General features: G+C 62.8%; 14 protein-coding genes. 12 read left to right on the forward strand and 2 right to left on the reverse strand.

Annotation, left to right across the window (positions count from 1 at the left end; genetic code table 11):
- Positions 1–14: 14 nt before the first annotated feature.
- Positions 15–1,586, reverse strand: a complete 1,572-nt coding sequence (locus tag AC0L3J_RS20190) for a PfkB family carbohydrate kinase (protein ID WP_473348170.1) — start codon at positions 1,584–1,586, stop codon at positions 15–17.
- 83 nt (positions 1,587–1,669) lie between these two features.
- Positions 1,670–2,698, reverse strand: a complete 1,029-nt coding sequence (locus AC0L3J_RS20195; RefSeq protein ID WP_473348171.1) for an SDR family oxidoreductase — start codon at positions 2,696–2,698, stop codon at positions 1,670–1,672.
- Positions 2,699–2,859: 161 nt separating this feature from the next.
- Between AC0L3J_RS20195 and AC0L3J_RS20200 the strand changes: the two genes are divergently transcribed.
- From AC0L3J_RS20200 to AC0L3J_RS20255, 12 genes are all read left to right on the forward strand, one after another.
- Positions 2,860–3,447, forward strand: a complete 588-nt coding sequence (locus AC0L3J_RS20200; RefSeq protein WP_473348172.1) for an SIS domain-containing protein — start codon at positions 2,860–2,862, stop codon at positions 3,445–3,447.
- Positions 3,448–3,522: 75 nt separating this feature from the next.
- Positions 3,523–4,791 carry a methyltransferase domain-containing protein gene (locus AC0L3J_RS20205; RefSeq protein WP_473348173.1) on the forward strand — a complete coding sequence of 423 codons (1,269 nt, stop codon included), beginning with the start codon at positions 3,523–3,525 and terminating at the stop codon, positions 4,789–4,791.
- A 376-nt stretch (positions 4,792–5,167) separates the two neighbouring features.
- Positions 5,168–5,359, forward strand: coding sequence for a preprotein translocase subunit SecE (gene secE / locus AC0L3J_RS20210; RefSeq protein WP_007602984.1), 192 nt, complete (start codon positions 5,168–5,170; stop codon positions 5,357–5,359).
- Positions 5,359–5,913 carry a transcription termination/antitermination protein NusG gene (nusG, locus tag AC0L3J_RS20215; protein WP_007602985.1) on the forward strand — a complete coding sequence of 185 codons (555 nt, stop codon included), beginning with the start codon at positions 5,359–5,361 and terminating at the stop codon, positions 5,911–5,913. The genes secE and nusG overlap by 1 nt, the downstream gene beginning before the upstream one ends.
- A gap of 130 nt (positions 5,914–6,043) precedes the next feature.
- Positions 6,044–6,472 (forward strand): 50S ribosomal protein L11, encoded by a 429-nt coding sequence (gene rplK, locus AC0L3J_RS20220; protein WP_007602986.1) that lies wholly within the window; start codon positions 6,044–6,046, stop codon positions 6,470–6,472.
- Between the two features lie 6 nt (positions 6,473–6,478).
- Complete coding sequence (rplA, locus tag AC0L3J_RS20225) at positions 6,479–7,171, forward strand: 50S ribosomal protein L1 (protein WP_007602988.1); 693 nt, start codon at positions 6,479–6,481, stop codon at positions 7,169–7,171.
- Positions 7,172–7,261: 90 nt separating this feature from the next.
- Complete coding sequence (locus AC0L3J_RS20230; RefSeq protein ID WP_473348174.1) at positions 7,262–8,209, forward strand: 2-hydroxyacid dehydrogenase; 948 nt, start codon at positions 7,262–7,264, stop codon at positions 8,207–8,209.
- A 577-nt stretch (positions 8,210–8,786) separates the two neighbouring features.
- Entirely contained in the window at positions 8,787–9,305 is a 519-nt protein-coding gene (gene rplJ / locus AC0L3J_RS20235; RefSeq protein WP_027518597.1) for a 50S ribosomal protein L10, read from the forward strand.
- Between the two features lie 54 nt (positions 9,306–9,359).
- Positions 9,360–9,737 carry a 50S ribosomal protein L7/L12 gene (rplL, locus tag AC0L3J_RS20240; RefSeq protein WP_007602994.1) on the forward strand — a complete coding sequence of 126 codons (378 nt, stop codon included), beginning with the start codon at positions 9,360–9,362 and terminating at the stop codon, positions 9,735–9,737.
- Between the two features lie 482 nt (positions 9,738–10,219).
- Positions 10,220–14,335, forward strand: a complete 4,116-nt coding sequence (rpoB, locus tag AC0L3J_RS20245; RefSeq protein WP_007602996.1) for a DNA-directed RNA polymerase subunit beta — start codon at positions 10,220–10,222, stop codon at positions 14,333–14,335.
- Positions 14,336–14,463: 128 nt separating this feature from the next.
- On the forward strand, positions 14,464–18,660 hold the full coding sequence (gene rpoC, locus AC0L3J_RS20250) for a DNA-directed RNA polymerase subunit beta' (RefSeq protein ID WP_456769430.1): 4,197 nt from the start codon (positions 14,464–14,466) through the stop codon (positions 18,658–18,660).
- A gap of 191 nt (positions 18,661–18,851) precedes the next feature.
- The gene (locus AC0L3J_RS20255; protein ID WP_473348175.1) at positions 18,852–20,912 is read left to right on the forward strand and encodes an FAD-dependent oxidoreductase; all 2,061 of its coding nucleotides are present in this window, start codon (positions 18,852–18,854) and stop codon (positions 20,910–20,912) included.
- Positions 20,913–21,019: the final 107 nt, after the last annotated feature.

Raw genomic sequence — 21,019 nt, forward strand, 5'->3', positions numbered from 1 at the left:
TATCTGCCGTCGCGCTACTTCAGCAACGCGGTGACGAACTTGACCAGCGGCACCTTTTCGACCGAGCTGCGGTGGCCGACGATCCCGACCTTGATCGCGCCGGCCGCGTTGCCGATGAAGGCGACGTCCTCGATATTGCCGCCGGCGGCGACCAGCGGCGCGGTGATCGTCAGGAAGGCGTCCCCCGCGCCGACGGTGTCGACGACGGTCTTGGTGAAGGCGGGGACGCGCGTGACGCCGGTTTTCGACGAGAAGGGGTAACAGCCGAAGGAGCCGTGCGTGATGATCATGTTGTCGCAGTCGATCTTGCCGTGCAGGCCGACCTCGATCACGGACGCGATGTCGCTGAACTTGTCGGTTGCAGCCAGGCGCGCCTCCGGCGCGTCGATGCAGATGTAGTCGGCCCGCGGATATCTCGTGATCAAGTTGTAGCCGTGATTGCCGCTGTTGCTCTGGGCATTGACCGCCAGGAACCTGGAGTTAGCGATCAGGGTGTCGATCGTGCTCGACGCGATCATGCCGTGACCGAAATCGGTGGCGATCACCACGTCCGCGCTACGCACACGCTCCGTCGTGATACGGTCGATTTCCTTCCGATCGGCCTCGTCGAGCGGCGTGTCGTCCATGGTGTAGACTTCGAAGAGCTTGTGCAGATATCCCAGCTCGACGTACCGCGATTTGCGGGTCGTCGGACGGCCCTGAAGGCGGATCGGCGTCAACGTGACGTTCGGGCGGACATGCGCCCGAATGAACTCCTCAGGGTAGTCGTTGCCACCCAGCGTCGTGACGACCTCCACCGACTTGCAGAAGCTCGCGACATGGTTCGCCGCGGCGATGACGCCGCCGGCAAATTGCTCGCCGCTCTTGAACAGCGTGGCGACGATGTTTTCCTTCGAGGCCTTTCCGAGCGCCGTGACGTACTGGTATTCGTCGATGATGGTGTCGCCGACCAGCACGACATGCATGTCCTGCACCTTGTCGATCAGTTTCAGCAGGCGATCGGCGCCGCCACCTTCTCGGACTTTTTGCAGGTAGTCGCGGAGCGGCGGATCGTAGATGTCGAAATACCGGTTCACCAGCGACGAGGAGCTGAATGTCACGTCACGGGTGAACACGATGCGTCCGCCGTGACGCTCGACGACGTCGCGCTCGCTCCGGATCTTGCCGGTCACGTCGTCTTCGGGGTTTTCGTAGTCGGACCCCTTCACATAGATGTCCGGCCGCACCGTATCCAGGATCGGCTCGGCGCTGGAGGTGTGATTGATGCCGACCCAATCCACGGTGGCGAGCGAGGCCAGCATCTCGGCCCGCATGTTTTCGGGGAAGATCGGCCGACCCGGTCCCTTATTGACGTAACGGTCGGCGGTGATCGTCACCATGACGACGTCGCCCTCGTTGCGCGCCGCCTGGATGTGTCTGATATGGCCGAGATGCACGAGGTCGAAGACGCCGTGGCAGAGTGCAACCTTCCGGCCTTGCGCTTGCGCGGACCGCGCGATCTCGCCCAGTTCCTCGATTGTCTTGATCTTTTCGTGCGCCGCCAGTTGGTCGTTCAACGCGGGGGTGTCGGTCGGAAGATTGCCCATGTGAATAACCCAAAGCGCCGGCCGGCCTTAGCCGGGCGGCCCGGAATTGATCGATTCGCCGCAACGATACCCGGCGAACCTGTTCACTGGCTTGCCTTCTGCGGCGCGCCGGATGCCGCGTCGTCGTTGTCCCCGAGATATTTGAACCAGTCCTTCGTGGCGTCCGCGATCTTGTCCACCGTCCAGAGGGGAGCGTCCTTGTACTGATCCATCGACTTCAGCATCGTCGCGACCCCGTCCTCAAATTTTACCTTCGGCGTCCATTTCAGGATCCGCTTGATCTTGGTGATGTCGGCATAGGTGCAATCGGGCTCGCCGGGACGCTTGGGAATGTGGACCTTGTCGCCACCGAGAAGCTCGACCAGCCGGTTCACACTGTAGGTATTGTCGGAGCCGACGTTGAAACTTTCGTTCGAGACCTCGGAGCGCGCGGCGGTCACGAAAGCGTCTGCGACGTCGCTGACGAAGGTGAAGTCGCGGGTCTGCTCGCCGTCGCCGACCACCGTGAACGGCTTGCCGGCGAGCTTCTGCGCCATGAACACGCCGAACACGGCGCCGTAGGTGCCCGTGGTACGATGGCGCGGCCCGTACACGTTGAACAGGCGCAGTGCGACCGCGGGCAGCTTGTAGACCTGGCACCAGTGCATGACGCACTGCTCGCCGAGATTCTTGGTGAGGGCATAGGGATACATCGGCCGGATCTCGGCGCTCTCCGGCGTCGGGTAGACGTCGGGAATTCCGTAGCAGGACGACGACGCGGCATAAACGAAGCGGCTGACGCCGGCCTGCCGTGCAGCCTCGAGAACGTTGACCGTGCCGTCGACATTAGCGCGGTGATACGGGATCGGGGACTCGATCGAGGGAACGATGTCGGCCAGCGCTGCGAGATGGAATACCCAGTCGATGCCGTCGAAATGCGGCTTGATCGATTCGAGCTCGGTGACGTCGGCCCGCACGATCTTCAGTCGATCAGAATCGACGCGCGAGGCCAGATTTTCGAGGCGTCCGATTACGAAATTGTCGAGCGCGACGACCTCGTGGCCGTCGTCGAGGAGGCGGTCGACGAGGTGACTGCCGATGAAGCCGGCGCCACCGGTAACGATGCATTTCATAGGAACATCCGTGATGCGAATGCCCAGCGAAACAGGCCCGCCAATGTTGAGTGAAGGTGGAAACCGAATCGGCTGCTGGTCGACTGCGAAGGTAATATACCTTTGCAATCGCTGGTGATAGCCGGTATCAGGGCGTCATGTCGCCGTCGAGCCGCGAGCCCATGCCTGCCGAGTCCGTCGATCCCGATCACAAGGCTTTCCTTGACGACTACGTAGGACGCCTCCATCGCGCGACGGCGATTGACGACGGGGTTTTCGCCAGGATTTCCGCCACCCGCACGGCCTGGTTGCGCGCGCGCGAGCAGGGCGGCCGCGTCATCTTCATCGGCAATGGAGGCTCGGCCGGCATCGCCTCGCATCTCGCAATCGATCTGGCGAAGAACGCATCGGTGCCCGCACTCTGCTTCAGCGATGCGAGCATGATGTCGTGCCTTGCCAATGATTACGGTTTCGAGGACTGGATTGCGCATGCTGTGAGGTTGAGCGCCCGCGCCGGCGATTGCCTCGTCGCGATCAGCTCGTCGGGACGCTCGAAGAACATTCTCAATGCGGTCGCGCAGGCGCGGGCGATGAAGCTCGATGTGATCACGCTGTCGGGCATGAACGCGGAAAATCCGCTGCGCAATCTCGGCGATGTCAATTATTACGTCGACAGCCGCAGTTACAACATCGTCGAGACCACGCATCAGTTCTGGATGATGGCCGCGATCGACCTCATCATCGGTCGCGCGGAATATCCGGCGTCCTGAGGCGGTGCCGTCGATCTGATCACCACGGGGTGAGTTGCCTCACCTGTTCGCATGTCTCCGTCTTACGGTCCTACGATGAAAAACCTGTTCTACGTCCGTCATACCTGCCGCCTCTGTCATTCGGACAAGCAAGAGCTCGTCGTCCCGATGGCAGGCATGCCCATTGGCACGCCGAACTTCCAGGTGCCGGATGCAAGCGTCGACGATCCCGTCTTTCGGGCCGCGGTGCCGATGGCGCTGCACCTGTGCGCGGACTGCGGCCATCTGCAGATTCTCCACGTCGGCAATCCAGAGATCCAATACCGAAACTACGTTTATACCACCTCGCTCTCGCTTGGCCTGCGGGAGCACTTCGCGGGCTATGCCAACGACGTCGTCAGCCGATTCGCCATCGCGCCGGGCTCGCTGGTCGTCGAGCTCGGCAGCAACGACGGATCGCTGCTCGGTTTCTTCAGGGAGCGCGGCATGCGGGTGCTGGGTGTCGATCCCGCCGTCGACATCGCGCGGCGTGCGACGGAAGCGGGAATCGAGACCATCGGCGATTTCTTCACCGATGCCATCGGCCGCCGCATCCTGCAAAGCCACGGCGCGGCCAGTGTCGTGATCGCCAACAACATGATCGCCAATGTCGACAATCTCGACCCACTGGTGATCGGGGTTCGCGACGTGCTTGCGCCGGACGGGCTGTTCGTTTTCGAAACGCAGTATGGCGTCGACGTCACCGAGAAGAACCTTCTCGACACCGTTTATCACGAGCATCTGTCGTATTTTAACATCAAGCCGCTGACGCGCTTCTTCGCGCGCCTCGGCATGGAAGTGATCGACGTCCAGCACATCGAGACCAAGGGCGGCTCGATCCGGGTGACGGTGCAGCGTGCCGGCGGCGCGAAGAAGCCGTCCGCGGAAGTCGCGCGCTTCATTGCAGAGGAAGACCGGCTCGGCGTCGACCGGCCGGCCTACTATGTGCCGTATGCGAAGAGGATCGCCGCCATCCGCGACGAGCTGGTCGCGATGGCCGATGCCGCCCATGCGCGCGGCCAGCTCGTGGCCGGCTACGGCGTCTCGGTCGGTACCACGACCCTGCTGCCGCAGTTCGGCCTGGAGAACAAGATCGACTTCCTGGTGGACGACGACCCCAAGAAGGGGAACGTGATGGCCGGCCCGGGGTACGACATCCCGATCCTGCCGCCCGCCGCCCTTTACGAGCGCAAGCCGGCGTTCGTCGTCGTCTTCGCCTGGCGCTATGTGGATCCGATCCGGGCCAAGCATGCCGGCTATTTCGCAGAGGGCGGAAAGTTCGTTGTGCCGTTGCCGGGCATTTCGACGATCGACCGGGCCGACTGACCTTGAGGGGTCGCCAAAGGGGCTGCAGGTGAGGGGGGCCCCCGGTGGTCTCGTTCTGCGAGGAACCGGCTGAGGCCCTGGGGCGGCGCTTTGCAGGCGGCAGATAAGCCCTTGATCGGCCTGATCTCTAATCGGTCGCCCGCGGAGGTCGGTTTACCCGCGCGGGCCTCTCTATCTTGACCTTTGGTCCCATCCGCAGTAGATACCGCGCACTCGCAGCCGGCCCGTTAGACGCGGATTTCCGGCGCGGCTTTGAAATCCCCGAACAATCGAGCCCGATTTCCGGCTCATCCTTCGACAGAGGGCTGGGCCAACGGCGGCTGTTCGGATCCCTGAAATTCATTCGCGTCTGTCGACGGACGTTGGACATCAAACGATGGCAGTCAGCCCGTTCAAGTTCTTGCAGGAAGTGCGCTCGGAGACCGCCAAGGTCACCTGGCCGACCCGCCGCGAGACCACGATCACCACCATCATGGTGTTCGTCATGGTCGCCGTGGCCTCGATCTTCTTCTTCGCCGCCGACCAGATCATCCGCGTCCTCATCACCTTCCTTCTGGGCATTCACTGATGGCAACAGCAACGGCTCAATTGTCTGACAAGCGCTGGTACATCGTCCACGCCTATTCGAACTTCGAGAAGAAGGTCGCCGAATCGATCCGCGAGCAGGCCAAGCAGCGCGGGCTCGAGGAGCTGTTCGAGCTGGTGCTGGTTCCGACCGAGAAGGTCACGGAAGTGCGCCGCGGCCGCAAGATCGACGCCGAGCGCAAGTTCTTCCCGGGCTACGTGCTGGTGAAGATGAAGCTGACCGACGAGGCGTTTCATCTGATCAAGAACACGCCGAAGGTGACCGGCTTCCTCGGCGCGGAAAACAAGCCGATGCCGATCTCGGAAGCCGAGGCCATGCGCATTCTGCACCAGGTGCAAGAGGGCGTGGAGCGGCCGAAGGCGTCGGTGTCGTTCGAAATCGGCGAGAACGTGCGCGTGGCCGACGGCCCGTTTGCCTCGTTCTCGGGTGTGGTCGAGGAAATCGACGAGGCGCGCTCGCGCGTGAAGGTCGCGGTGTCGATCTTTGGCCGCGCCACGCCGGTCGAACTGGAATTCGGTCAGGTCGAGAAGGTCTGATCGGGTAGGCGTGAGACTTCGGTCTCGCGCAACAAGAGGCCGTGGGAGGGAGAGGGCGGTTGCCAGCCGCATCCGGACCCAGACCACGAACCTGAACCGCCGGCCGAGGCCGGCCCAACAGGAGTGATACATGGCAAAGAAAGTGACCGGATACCTGAAGCTTCAGGTCCCGGCCGGTGCGGCGAATCCTTCGCCCCCGATCGGTCCCGCGCTCGGTCAGCGCGGTCTCAACATCATGGAGTTCTGCAAGGCGTTCAACGCCCAGACCCAGAAGGAAGAGAAGAATACCCCCATTCCCGTCGTGATCACGATCTACGCCGATCGTTCGTTCACGTTCGAGATGAAGACGCCGCCGATGTCCTTCTTCCTCAAGCAGGCTGCCAAGATCCAGTCCGGCTCCAAGGCGCCGGGCCGTGACAAGGCGGGTGCGGTGACCAAAGCGCAGGTGCGCGAGATCGCCGAGAAGAAGATGAAGGATCTCAATTGCGACTCGATCGAGTCGGCCATGAAGATGGTCGAGGGCTCTGCCCGTTCGATGGGTCTGGAAGTGGCGGGGTAAGGGCTCATGGCAATCGGAAAGCGTTTGAACAAAGCCCGCGAAGGTATTGATCGCGAAAAGCTTTACCCGCTCGCGGACGCCATCAAGATGGTCAAGGAACGCGCGAAAGCGAAGTTCGACGAGACCATCGAGGTCGCGATCAATCTCGGCGTCGATCCGCGTCACGCCGACCAGATGGTCCGCGGTGTCGTGACCCTGCCGAACGGCACCGGCCGTACGCTCCGCGTCGGCGTGTTCGCCCGCGGCGCCAAGGCCGACGAAGCCAAGGCTGCGGGTGCCGATGTCGTCGGCGCCGAGGACCTGGTCGAGAAGGTGCAGAACGGTACGATCGATTTCGACCGCTGTATCGCAACCCCCGACATGATGCCGCTGGTCGGCCGCCTTGGTAAGGTGCTCGGCCCGCGCGGCCTGATGCCGAACCCGAAGATCGGCACCGTGACCATGGACGTCACCGGCGCCGTGAAGGGCGCCAAGGGCGGCTCGGTCGAGTTCCGCGTCGAAAAGGCCGGCATCCTGCAGGCTGGCGTCGGCAAGGCCTCGTTCACCGAGGAAAAACTGGTCGAGAACATCAAGGCTCTCGCTGACGCTGTCTCCAAGGCCAAGCCGGCCGGTTCCAAGGGCACCTACATCCAGCGCGTTGCGGTGTCCTCGTCGATGGGCCCCGGCGTGAAGGTCGAGCCGGGCACCATTCTCGGCTAAGATTTGGAAACGACATGAGGCGAGGGGCGGAATTGGGCAACCGATTCCGCCCCTCGTCGTTTGTGACGGCGTTCACCGGAAGCAAGAACAATGACTGACAAGGTCCTGATCTACTCGCGCTTTCCCAAGACGATGATGGCGCGCTTCGCCGAGCGGTTCGAGCTGCTCGACACCGGCGGCAAGCCGGCGCGGGAGATGTTTTCGGCCGATGAGCTCGGCGGCATCCGCGCGGTGCTCACCGCCGGCGGCACGCCGCTGGGCGCGGAGGCGATGGACCTGTTTCCGAAGCTCGGCGCCATCGTCTGCTACGGCACTGGCTATGACGGCGTTGACCTGAAGGCCGCGGCTGCCCGCAACATCGCGGTCGGACATAGCCCGGGCGCCAACGCGGCCTCGGTCGCCGACATCGCGATGACCCTGATGCTCGCGACGACGCGGCGAATCCTGGTTGCCGACCAGTACGTCCGCAGCGGCGATTGGGCGGCGTCAAAGCCCTCGCCGATGATGCGCCCGCAGGCCGGGATGCCGGGCCGCCGCATCGGCGTCTACGGCATGGGCGAGATCGGCCGCAAGATCGCAGCGCGCTGTGCATCCTTCGAGAGCGAAATCGGCTATTTCAACCGCAGCAAATACGATCTGCCCTATCAATATTTCCCGACGCTGGAGGCGCTGGCCGACTGGTGCAGCGTGCTGATGATTGCGGTCCGGGCAGGAGCCGAGACCCAGCATGCCGTCAGCGCCGACATCCTCAAGCGCCTCGGGGCGGACGGCTATGTCGTCAACATCTCCGGCGGCTCGGTGATCGACGAGAAAGCTCTGGTGGCGGCGCTCACCGAGAGGACGATCGCCGGCGCGGGTCTCGACGTCTACGACAAGGAACCGCACGCCCCCGACGCGCTGACGGCGCTCCCAAATGTCGTGTTCGCCCCCCATATCGGCGGCCACACCCTGGAATCGCACGTCGCCATGCAGAGCTGCGTGCTGGCGAACCTGACCGCGTTTTTCGAAGGCAAGCCACTGCCTTACGGGGTCAAATGAGCCTGAATCGGCCCTTGTCGGCCCGGGTCAAGCGCCTGTGGCAACGGATTGGAACTGGTGTGAATTTTGCTCTTGGCAAGCAGGCCCCGAGCGGTTAAAGAACCGCTTCCGGACGTGCCGGCCTCGGCTGGCGCGTTCGTGCACGCATTCCGAAAACAAGCGATGGAGATCATTCCTTTTCAGGGCGTCCGTGAGGATTTGCCGGAAAAGGAGGGAAACCCGTCGGGTGTGGGATGCGGGCAGAGGTCGGGCGGTTCGCCGGCTGACCTTGTCCTGTCCAAGACTGCAGGCGCCCGCGGGGAATTTCGATTTCTCAACGGCTTAATCGCATGGCCTGCATAGACGGGTGAAGACCGGATTTCACGTCGTGGCCGCCTTAGGGTCGGTTGCGGAATGAGTTTGGTTCGGACCTCGACACGCCGTGGGCTCCAACGAGCTCCCGGAGGGCAGGCTTTGAATTGTCGTCTTGCCCGGCGTGTCCGATGGGTTTGGCCCTGAGGTTCAGGTTTGGGCGGGACGATGGGTGCAACCCGGCGGTCCCGCTTTCGCGATGACCGCCAACCGGAAAGAGCTTGCTGTGGAACGAGCGGCAAAAAAGGAAGCGGTCGAACAGCTCAATGGGGTCTTCAAGACCACGAGCGTCGCGGTCGTTGCCCAATATTCCGGCCTTACCGTTGTCCAGATGCAGAAGCTGCGCTCGCAGATGAAGCAGGCTGGCGCCTCGGTGAAGGTCTCGAAGAACCGTCTCGCCAAAATTGCTCTTGAAGGCACTGACGTCGTTGCCATCGGCCCCATGCTGAAGGGACCGACCGTGATCGCCACTTCGGACGATCCGGTAGCGGCGCCAAAGGTCGCCGTCGAATTCGCCAAGGCGAACGAAAAGTTCGTCATCATTGGCGGCTCGATGGGAACGACCGTCCTGAATGTCGACGGCGTGAAGGCACTTGCCTCGCTGCCGTCGCTTGACGAACTGCGCGCCAAGATCGTCGGCCTGCTTGTGGCCCCGGCGACCAAGATCGCTCAGCTCGCCAACGCGCCCGCGGGCAAGCTCGCGCGCGTCATCCAGGCTTATGCCTCAAAGGGCGAAGCGGCCTGACGCCCTTCGCAAAACTCAAACCCGAACCAGACTTACATTCAAGGAAACTGAACAATGGCTGACCTGCAGAAGATCGTTGACGACCTCTCGAGCCTCACCGTGCTCGAAGCTGCCGAACTCGCGAAGCTCCTCGAAGAGAAGTGGGGCGTTTCGGCTGCCGCGGCTGTCGCCGTGGCTGGCCCGGCTGGTGGTGGCGCTGCCGCCGCTCCGGCCGAAGAGAAGACCGAATTCACGGTCGTTCTTGCCGCCGCCGGCGACAAGAAGATCGAGGTCATCAAGGAAGTCCGCGCCATCACCGGCCTGGGCCTGAAGGAAGCAAAGGACCTCGTCGAGGGCGCGCCGAAGCCTGTCAAGGAAGGCGTGAACAAGGACGAAGCCGAGAAGCTCAAGGCCCAGCTCGAGAAGGCTGGCGCGAAGGTCGAGCTCAAGTAAGCAGCGCTTACTGGCACGAGATCCCGGTCAGCATCATCGCAACCGGGATCTCGGTCCACTCCCTGAAGGGGTGGGCCAGATGCAAAACGCGTGCGACGGAACGACCCGACGCAGGCCGAACACGAAAAAGTGTGGGGATTTGAGGGTTTGTCCCTCGAATCTGCACTAATGTCGCCCCATATCGGGTCGGCAGCACGAAAGCGCGGTGGGCAGGGATGCCGCATTCCCTGTAAGCCGTTGGGAGAGCAAGCTATTTCGGGCTTTTGCAGTCCGTGAAGAGGTTGGTTGTGACGGGCGGGCGCGCTCCTGCGCCCCGCGCGTCGTTTTGCGTTTTGAAGGTCTGAAGAACAGATTCAGGACATTCCTGCCTGAAACTGAGTCTCCGGCCCCCAAGACGGGTTCGAAAAATTCAACCCGGGGAGCGGCGGTCGCCGCGTTCCGGAGGGCGCGCCCAAATCGGGCGACGAAAATGAGAGGCCACGATGGCGCAGCAGACATTCACCGGTCGCAAACGCGTTCGCAAGTTCTTCGGACACATCAAGGAAGTGGCCGAGATGCCGAACCTCATCGAGGTTCAGAAGGCGTCCTATGACCAGTTCCTGATGGTCGACGAGCCCCAGGGCGGGCGGTCGGACGAGGGCTTGCAGGCGGTGTTCCGCTCGGTGTTCCCGATCTCGGACTTCTCGGGCACCTCGATGCTGGAATTCGTCCGCTACGAGTTCGAGCCGCCGAAATATGACGTCGACGAGTGCCGCCAGCGTGGCATGACCTTCGCGGCCCCCCTCAAGGTGACGCTGCGTCTCATCGTGTTCGATATCGACGAGGAAACCGGCGCGAAGTCGGTCAAGGACATCAAGGAGCAGGACGTCTATATGGGCGACATCCCGCTCATGACGATGAACGGCACCTTCATCGTCAACGGCACCGAGCGCGTCATCGTCTCGCAGATGCACCGTTCGCCGGGCGTGTTCTTCGACCACGACAAGGGCAAGACCCATTCGTCGGGCAAGCTGCTGTTCGCCGCCCGCGTGATTCCGTATCGCGGCTCCTGGCTCGACATCGAGTTCGATGCCAAGGACATCGTCTATGCGCGTATCGACCGTCGCCGCAAGCTTCCGGTGACGTCGCTGATGTTCGCGCTCGGTCTCGACGGCGAGGCGATCCTCAGCACCTTCTACAAGAAGATCCAGTACAAGCGGATCAAGGAGGGCTGGCGTGTTCCGTTCGACGCCAATCGTTTCCGCGGCTACTCGACCATCAACGACCTGATCGACGCCGATACCGGCAAGGTCGTGCTCGAAGCCGGCAAGAAGCTCACCGTGCGCGGTGCGCGTCAGATGCAGGAGAAGGGGCTGAAGGCGCTGCGCCTGTCGGATGCGGAGCTCGTCGGCAACTACATCGCCGAGGACCTCGTCAATCCCAAGACCGGCGAGATCCACGCGGAAGCCGGTGAGGAGATCACCGACAAGTCGATGAAGGCTCTCAACGAGCAGGGCTACAAGGAACTGCCGCTGCTCGACATCGACCACGTCAATGTCGGCGCCTACATCCGCAACACGCTCTCGGCCGACAAGAACATGACGCGTGAGGACGCGCTGTTCGACATCTACCGCGTGATGCGTCCGGGCGAGCCGCCGACGCTGGATTCGGCGCAGGCGATGTTCCAGTCGCTGTTCTTCGACGCCGAGCGCTACGACCTCTCTGCGGTCGGCCGCGTCAAGATGAACATGCGCCTCGACCTCGATGCGCCCGACACCCAGCGCACGCTGCGCAAGGAAGACATCCTCTCCGTCATCAAGACGCTGGTGGATTTGCGCGACGGCAAGGGCGAGATCGACGACATCGACCATCTCGGCAACCGTCGTGTGCGTTCGGTCGGCGAGCTCATGGAGAACCAGTACCGCATCGGGTTGCTCCGCATGGAGCGCGCGATCAAGGAGCGCATGTCTTCGGTCGACATCGACACGGTCATGCCGCAGGACCTGATCAACGCCAAGCCGGCGGCCGCCGCCGTGCGCGAGTTCTTCGGCTCCTCGCAGCTCTCGCAGTTCATGGACCAGACCAACCCGCTGTCGGAGATCACCCACAAGCGCCGCCTGTCGGCACTTGGACCGGGCGGTCTGACCCGCGAGCGCGCCGGCTTCGAGGTGCGCGACGTGCATCCGACGCATTACGGCCGCATCTGCCCGATCGAGACGCCGGAAGGCCCGAACATCGGCCTGATCAACTCGCTCGCGACCTTCGCGCGCGTGAACAAGTACGGCTTCGTCGAGACGCCTTACCGCAAGGTCAAGGACGGCCGCGTCACCGACGAGGTCGTGTACCTCTCGGCGATGGAAGAGGGCCGCTACACGGTCGCGCAGGCCAACGTGCCGCTCGACCCGAAGGGCCGCTTCACCGAAGATCTCGTGGTCTGCCGTCACGCCGGCGAAGTCTTGCCGGTGACCCCGGACAAGGTCGACTACATGGACGTGTCGCCGAAGCAGCTCGTTTCGGTCGCAGCGGCGCTGATCCCGTTCCTCGAGAACGACGACGCTAACCGCGCGCTGATGGGCTCGAACATGCAGCGCCAGGCGGTGCCGCTGGTTCGCGCCGAAGCGCCGTTCGTCGGCACCGGCATGGAAGGCGTGGTTGCGCGTGACTCGGGTGCTGCGATCGCGGCGCGCCGTTCGGGCGTGATCGACCAGATCGACGCAACCCGCGTCGTGATCCGCGCCACGGAAGATCTCGATCCGACCAAGTCGGGCGTCGATATCTACCGGCTGATGAAGTACCAGCGCTCCAACCAGTCGACCTGCATCAACCAGCGTCCGCTGGTGAAGGTCGGCGACATCGTCAAGAAGGGCGACATCATCGCCGACGGTCCGTCGACCGATCTCGGCGAGCTCGCGCTCGGCCGGAACGTGCTCGTCGCGTTCATGCCGTGGAACGGCTACAACTTCGAAGACTCGATCCTGCTCTCCGAGCGGATCGTGAAGGAAGACGTGTTTACCTCAATTCATATCGAAGAATTCGAGGTGATGGCCCGCGACACCAAGCTCGGGCCCGAGGAAATCACCCGCGACATTCCGAACGTCTCGGAAGAAGCGCTGAAGAACCTCGACGAAGCCGGCATCGTATACATCGGCGCGGAAGTGCGCGCCGGCGACATCCTGGTCGGCAAGATCACGCCGAAGGGCGAAAGCCCGATGACGCCGGAGGAAAAGCTCCTGCGCGCCATCTTCGGCGAGAAGGCTTCCGACGTCCGCGACACCTCGCTGCGCGTTCCTCCGGGCGTGCAGGGCACCATCGTCGAAGTGCGCGTGTTCAACCGGCACGGCGTCGACAAGGACGAGCGTGCGCTGGCGATCGAGCGGGAAGAGATCGAGCGTCTGGCCAAGGACCGCGACGACGAGCAGGCGATCCTGGACCGCAACGTCTACAACCGCCTTGCCGAGCTGCTCGAAGGACGGCAGGGCATCGCCGGTCCGAAGGGCTTCAAGAAGGACACCAAGATCACCCGTGCGGTGCTCGAGGAGTACCCGAAGTCGCAGTGGTGGCTGTTCGCTTCGCCGAACGACAAGCTGATGGCCGAGATCGAGGCCATGCGGAAGCAGTACGACGAGTCGAAGAAGGGGCTGGAACAGCGCTTCCTCGACAAGGTCGAAAAGCTTCAGCGCGGTGACGAATTGCCGCCCGGCGTGATGAAGATGGTCAAGGTCTTCGTCGCGGTGAAGCGCAAGATCCAGCCCGGCGACAAGATGGCCGGCCGCCACGGCAACAAGGGCGTGGTGTCGAAGATCGTGCCGATCGAGGACATGCCGTTCCTCGAAGACGGTACGCATGCCGACATCGTGCTCAATCCGCTCGGCGTGCCCTCGCGCATGAACGTCGGACAGATCCTCGAGACCCATCTCGGCTGGGCCTGTGCCGGCCTCGGCAAGCGTATCGGCCAGACGGTCGATGCCTATTTGTCGAAGCAGGACATCCGGCCGCTGAAGGAAACCTTGAAGAAGGTCTACGGCGAGGACGAGACGATCAAGTCGCTCAACGACAACGAGTTGATCGAGCTCGGCCACAATCTGAGCCGCGGCGTTCCGATCGCGACGCCGGTGTTCGACGGCGCCAAGGAAGCCGACATCGAGGAGATGCTGAAGCTTGCCGGTCTGGACGCTTCGGGCCAGTCGACCGTCTATGACGGCCGCACCGGCGACGCCTTCGATCGCAAGGTGACGGTGGGCTACATCTACATGCTCAAGCTGCACCATCTCGTCGACGACAAGATCCACGCGCGTTCGATCGGTCCGTACTCGCTCGTTACCCAGCAACCGCTGGGCGGCAAGGCGCAGTTCGGCGGCCAGCGCTTCGGCGAAATGGAAGTGTGGGCGCTCGAGGCTTACGGCGCGGCGTACACGCTCCAGGAGATGCTGACCGTGAAGTCGGACGACGTCGCCGGCCGTACCAAGGTGTACGAGGCGATCGTGCGTGGCGACGACACCTTCGAGGCCGGTATTCCGGAATCGTTCAACGTGCTGGTCAAGGAAATGCGCTCGCTCGGCCTCAACGTCGACTTGCACAATTCCAAGGTCGGACCGGGGACGGCGGAAGCGGCCGAGTAATACGACCCTCATGCCCGGCCTGAATGGCCGGGCATCGGCGCCCAGTCCTGGAGTCGCGAGGGCAGGGCGCCCCGCATAGTGATTTTCGAATTTGCTGCCGGAGGCGACCGGCACGCGAGGAGAAGACGATGAACCAAGAAATTATGAATCTCTTTAATCCGACGACGCCGGCTCAGGTCTTCGACCAGATCCGGATATCGATCGCGAGCCCCGAGAAGATTCTGTCCTGGTCGTACGGCGAGATCAAGAAGCCGGAAACCATCAACTACCGTACCTTCAAGCCCGAGCGCGACGGTCTGTTCTGCGCCCGCATCTTCGGGCCGATCAAGGACTACGAGTGCTTGTGCGGCAAGTACAAGCGCATGAAGTACAAGGGCATCATCTGCGAGAAGTGCTCGGTCGAAGTCACGCTGTCGCGCGTCCGGCGCGAGCGCATGGGCCATATCGAGCTCGCGGCTCCCGTCGCCCACATCTGGTTCCTGAAGTCGCTGCCCTCGCGCATCGGCCTCCTGCTCGACATGACGTTGAAGGATCTCGAACGGATCCTCTACTTCGAATATTACGTCGTGCTCGAGCCGGGCCTCACCGCGCTGAAGGACCGTCAGCTCTTGTCGGAAGACGAGTATCTGAAGGCGCAGGACGAATACGGCCAGGATTCCTTCACCGCCATGATCGGCGCGGAAGCGATCCGCGAGCTGCTCAAGGGCATGGATCTCGAGAAGCTCGAGCTGACCTTGCGCGCGGAGATGCAGGAGACCGACTCCGACATCAAGCACAAGAAGCTCGCCAAGCGCCTGAAGATCGTGGAAGCGTTCCGCCACTCCGGCAACAAGCCGGAATGGATGATCATGACCGTGGTCCCGGTGATTCCGCCAGACCTGCGTCCGCTGGTGCCGCTGGACGGCGGCCGCTTCGCGACCTCGGACCTCAACGACCTCTACCGCCGCGTCATCAACCGCAACAACCGCTTGAAGCGGCTGATGGAGCTGCGCGCGCCGGACATCATCATCCGCAACGAGAAGCGCATGCTTCAGGAGGCCGTCGACGCGCTGTTCGACAACGGCCGCCGCGGCCGCGTCATCACCGGTGCCAACAAGCGTCCGCTGAAGTCGCTCGCCGACATGCTCAAGGGCAAGCAGGGCCGGTTCCGTCAGAACCTGCTCGGCAAGCGCGTCGACTATTCGGGCCGTTCGGTGATCGTGGTCGGTCCCGAGCTGCGCCTGCATCAGTGCGGCCTGCCGAAGAAGATGGCGCTCGAGCTGTTCAAGCCGTTCATCTACTCGCGGCTTGACGCCAAGGGCCTGTCCACCACCGTGAAGCAGGCCAAGAAGCTGGTCGAGAAGGAGCGGCCCGAGGTCTGGGACATCCTGGACGAGGTCATCCGCGAGCATCCGGTGCTGCTCAACCGCGCACCGACGCTGCATCGCCTCGGCATCCAGGCGTTCGAGCCCGTGCTGATCGAGGGCAAGGCGATCCAGCTCCACCCGCTGGTCTGCGCCGCGTTCAACGCCGACTTCGACGGCGACCAGATGGCCGTGCACGTCCCGCTGTCGCTAGAAGCGCAGCTGGAAGCGCGCGTCCTGATGATGTCGACCAACAACATCCTGCATCCGGCGAACGGCCAGCCGATCATCGTGCCGTCGCAGGACATCGTGCTCGGTCTCTACTACGTCTCTATCATGCGCGAAGGCCTGCCCGGCGAGGGCAAGATCTTCGGCGAGATGGCGGAGCTCGAGCACGCGCTGCACGCGAAGGTCATCCACCTCCACACCAAGATCAAGTACCGGTGGGAAGGCATCGACGATACCGGCAAGATCTCCAAGCGCTGGATCGAGACCACCGCTGGCCGCGTCATGCTGGGCAATCTGCTGCCGAAGAACCCGCGTGTTCCCTACGAGATCATCAACAAGCTGATGACCAAGCGCGAGATCTCCGGCGTCATCGACCAGGTCTACCGCCACTGCGGTCAGAAGGAGACGGTGATCTTCTGCGACCGCATCATGGCGCTCGGCTTCTACAACGCGTTCAAGGCCGGCATCTCGTTCGGCAAGGACGACATGGTCGTGCCGCACTCCAAGTGGAAGATCGTCGAGACCACCCGTACGCTGGCGAAGGATTTCGAGCAGCAGTACAACGACGGTCTGATCACCCATGGCGAGAAGTACAACAAGGTCGTCGACGCCTGGTCGAAGGCCACGGAAGAAATCGCCAAGGCGATGATGAAGGAGATCTCCTCGACCAAGAAGACGGCGAGCGGGGCGGATGCCGACATCAACTCGATTTACATGATGGCTCACTCCGGTGCCCGCGGTTCGCCGGCCCAGATGCGCCAGCTCGCCGGCATGCGCGGCCTGATGGCCAAGCCGTCGGGCGAGATCATCGAGACGCCGATCATCTCGAACTTCAAGGAAGGCCTCTCGGTGCTCGAGTACTTCAACTCGACCCACGGCGCCCGCAAGGGCCTCGCGGACACCGCGTTGAAGACCGCGAACTCCGGCTACCTGACCCGTCGTCTCGTCGACGTCGCGCAGGACTGCATCATCACGCAGGACGATTGCGGCACCAAGCTCGGCATCAAGATGCGCGCCATCGTCGATGCCGGCACCGTGGTCGCTTCGCTCGGCTCGCGCATCCTCGGACGCACGGCCTGCGAAGACGTGCGTGACAGCACGGGCAAGGTGATCTTCAAGCGCGGTACGCTGATGGAGGAGAGCCATCTGGATGCCATCCATCAGGGCGGCGTCCAGGAGGTGAAGATCCGCTCGGCGCTGACCTGCGAGCTCGTCAACGGCATCTGCGGCAAGTGCTACGGCCGCGATCTCGCTCGCGGCACGCCGGTCAACCACGGCGAAGCGGTCGGCGTCATCGCGGCGCAGTCGATCGGCGAGCCTGGCACCCAGCTCACCATGCGCACCTTCCACATCGGCGGTGCGGCGCAGCTGAACGAGCAATCTTTCGTCGAATCCAACTTCGACGGCAAGATCGTGATCAGGAACAAGGCCATCGCCCGCAACAGCGACGGCCACCTGGTCGCGATGGTTCGCAACATGGTGATCGCGATCGTCGATGCCGACGGCACCGAGCGTGCGACGCACCGTATTCAGTACGGTTCGCGCCTGCACGTCGACGAGGGCGACATGGTCAAGCGCGGCCAGCGTATCGTCGAATGGGATCCCTACACCCGTCCGCTCCTCACCGAGGTCGAAGGCACCATCGGCTTCGAGGATCTGGTCGAGGGACAGTCGATCTCGGAAACGCTCGACGAGGCCACCGGTATTGCCAAGCGCGTGGTCATTGACTGGCGCTCGATGCGCGGCGGCGGGGACCTGCGTCCCGCCATCGTGATCAAGGGCAAGGACGGCAAGGTGCTCAAGCTCGCCCGTGGCGGCGATGCTCGCTACATGCTGTCGGTCGACGGCATTCTGTCGGTCGATGTCGGAGCCAAGGTCCAGGCCGGCGACATTCTCGCCCGTGTCTCGACCGAAAGCGCCAAGACGCGCGACATCACCGGCGGTCTGCCGCGGGTGGCGGAATTGTTCGAGGCTCGGCGTCCGAAGGATGCGGCGATCATCGCCGAAATCGCGGGCACCATCCGGTTTGGGCGCGACTACAAGAACAAGCGTCGCATCTCGATCGAGCCGATGGACAAGACCGACGAGGCGCGCGAGTACCTGATCCCGAAGGGCAAGCACATCCACCTTCAGGACGGCGACGTCGTCGAAAAGGGCGACTTCATCGTGGAAGGCAATCCGGCGCCGCACGACATTCTGGCGGTCAAGGGCATCGAGGAGCTCGCGGCCTATCTGGTCAACGAGATCCAGGAGGTCTACCGGCTCCAGGGCGTGCTCATCAACGACAAGCACATCGAGGTGATCGTCCGTCAGATGCTCCAGAAGGTGGAAGTCACCGACCAGGGCGACACGGACATGATCTCGGGCGAGCAGATCGACAAGATCGAGTTCGACCAGATCAACGCGAAGGCCAAGGAAGAGGGCAAGAAGATCGCCACGGGAACGCCGGTTCTGCTCGGCATCACCAAGGCGAGCCTTCAGACCCGCTCCTTCTTCTCGGCGGCCTCGTTCCAGGAGACCACCCGCGTCCTCACGGAAGCGGCGGTCAACGGCAAGGTCGATCCGCTCGAAGGCCTCAAGGAGAACGTCATCGTCGGCCGGCTGATTCCGGCAGGCACCGGCGCCTCCATGGCGAAGATCCGCGAAGTCGCCGTGAAGCGCGACAAGATGATCCTCGACGAGCGCGAAAAGCAGGCGGCGGTCGTGCCGCCGGCGCCGGAAGTGGAGCCGATGGCGCTGCCACCTGCGGAATGATCGTTCATCCGTAGGAATACCGAGGACACTGAAAAGGCCGGCGAAAGCCGGCCTTTTTGCTGCTTTGTTTCCCTGTTGCGGTGCAGGATCAACCTTTGTTCATCTTTCCTTCAGGCGCAAAAGCGCTTCTGCTAGGAGAGCTTAGACCGGTGGTCCCGTGAAGGGGGCGGGCCGGAGACCACGGAATTCTCATGCTTGATCTCGCAATCGTAGGCGGCGGCCCCGGCGGGCTGATGAGCGCTTGGTATCTGAAGCGTAAGCTCGGCGACCTCTGCCGCGTCACCATCTACGAGGCATCCGACCGGCTCGGCGGCAAGATCGTCACGCGCAAATTCGATTCCGCGCCCGCGATGTACGAGGCCGGCGTTGCCGAGATCTACGACTACTCGATGACCGGGCCGGATCCGTTGCGCGAGTTGATCCAGCATTTCGGCTTGCAGACCATTCCGATGGATGCCGAGCAGGTGCAGTTCGGCGGCGAGCTCCTCAACGACGTCGCGGGCATGCGCCGCAAATACGGTGCCAAGACCGCAGCCGCGATCGAGGCGTTCCGTAAGCGCTGCGCCGAGGCGATGACGCCGATCGAGTATTACGAGGGTGTCGGCGCGCACGACAACGAGAATCCCTGGGCCTACAAGACCGCCGAACAGGTGCTCGACGAGGAGGTCGAGGACGAAACCGCGAAGCGATTCTTCAAGGTGATGGCGCGCTCGGACCTCGCGACCGAGAGCCACAACACCAACGGGCTCAACGCGCTCAAGAACTACCTGATGGATGTCGACGGCTACATCGGCCTCTATTCCATCCAGAACGGCAACGAGCAGCTCATCGAGTGCCTCCAGTCCGAGGTCAATGCCGACATCCAGCTCAATCACCGAATCCTCACGGTCGGCAAGGCGCCGACCGGCCGCTATCAGCTCAAGATGATGAACGGTAAGGGGCCGGAGACGCGCGACTTCGACCTTGTGCTGGTCTGCTTGCCGCATTCCTGGCTCGGGACCGTCGGCTGGGAGGGCGAACAGCTCCGCAAGTCGATGGTCAAGCACGTCTCGTACTTCGACCGCCCCGCGCACTATTTGCGTGTCTCGATCCTGTTCGACACCCCGTTCTGGGGCGACAAGATTGCCGGCGCCTGGTTCATGTCGGAAGCCTTTGGCGGTTGCTGTGTCTACAACGAGGGCGCGCGCCATGATGTGGGCAAGCACGGCGTACTGAACTGGCTGATTCCGGGCTCCGACGCGCTGGCCTTTGCGAATCTCTCCGACCAGGAGCTGATCGATGCCGCGCTGAAATCGCTGCCGGCATCGCTCGGCGATGCGCGCGCCCATTTCATGGAAGGCAAGATCCACCGCTGGCTGTCGTCGGTGAACGCGATTCCGGGCGGCTTGCCCGTGCGCGATGTCATGACCAATCACCGGCCGGAGCCGAAGGAACATCCCGGAATCGTGGTGGTCGGCGACTATCTGTTCGACTCGACGCTGAACGGCCTGCTCGATTCCTCGGACGCGGCGACCGACATCATCTTGACCGAGATGATGCGCCTGCGCCGCGAGCGTTCGCAGGACGACAAGCCGCTCTCGGACAAGATCGATCGCGACTATTTTGACAATTATCGCGGCCAGGGTCCCTACAGCGAAGTGTGGCAACACTTCACCGATCCCGACTATCTCACAAAACTGATCGGCATTGTCTGGGGCAAGGCCAAAGGCACGAAGCTCTTGATCGCGGGCTCGGCCAGCGGCGAGCTTGTCGGCGCGCTGCGCGATCGCGGCATCGATGCCTTCGGCATCGAGAACAACCGCGCCATTCACGCCAGAACGCCGAAGGCGCTGAAAAAGTACAACAAGCTCGGTTCGATCACCGACATGCCGTTCAAGGACGGCGCGTTCGACTTCGTGTTCGAGACCAGCCTCTGCCATGTTTCCCCGAAGCAGGTGGTCCGTGCGATCAGGGAGCTGAACCGTGTGGTCAAGACCGGCCTCGTGTTCGGCTCGGTCACCTCGGACATGGCGCCGGCACTGATCGACCGCTACGACCTTCTGCGCGGCGTCAAGAAGCTCGGCACCTGGTGGGAATGGTCCGAACTGTTCTTCGGCAACGGTTTCGAGCTGTCGATGCACCGCAAGGACTGCACGGACGCGCTCTGGGAGACGACGCTCGCCGCCAACAAGGGCCCGGGCCAGTGGTACGCCGACGCCGATTCCCTGCGCTATTCCTTTTTTGACAAGGTCGAGGACGAGGAAAACGACTAGCCGCCTGAAACGGCCGCCTTCGCCAATTGTTTTGCCGAATTCATCCTGATCGCATAGAATCGATGCAATAGCGGTTTCCGCTATTTCCTTCTTTCTCTACGGTCATG

The organism is Bradyrhizobium sp. Kon37, from assembly GCF_055807535.1.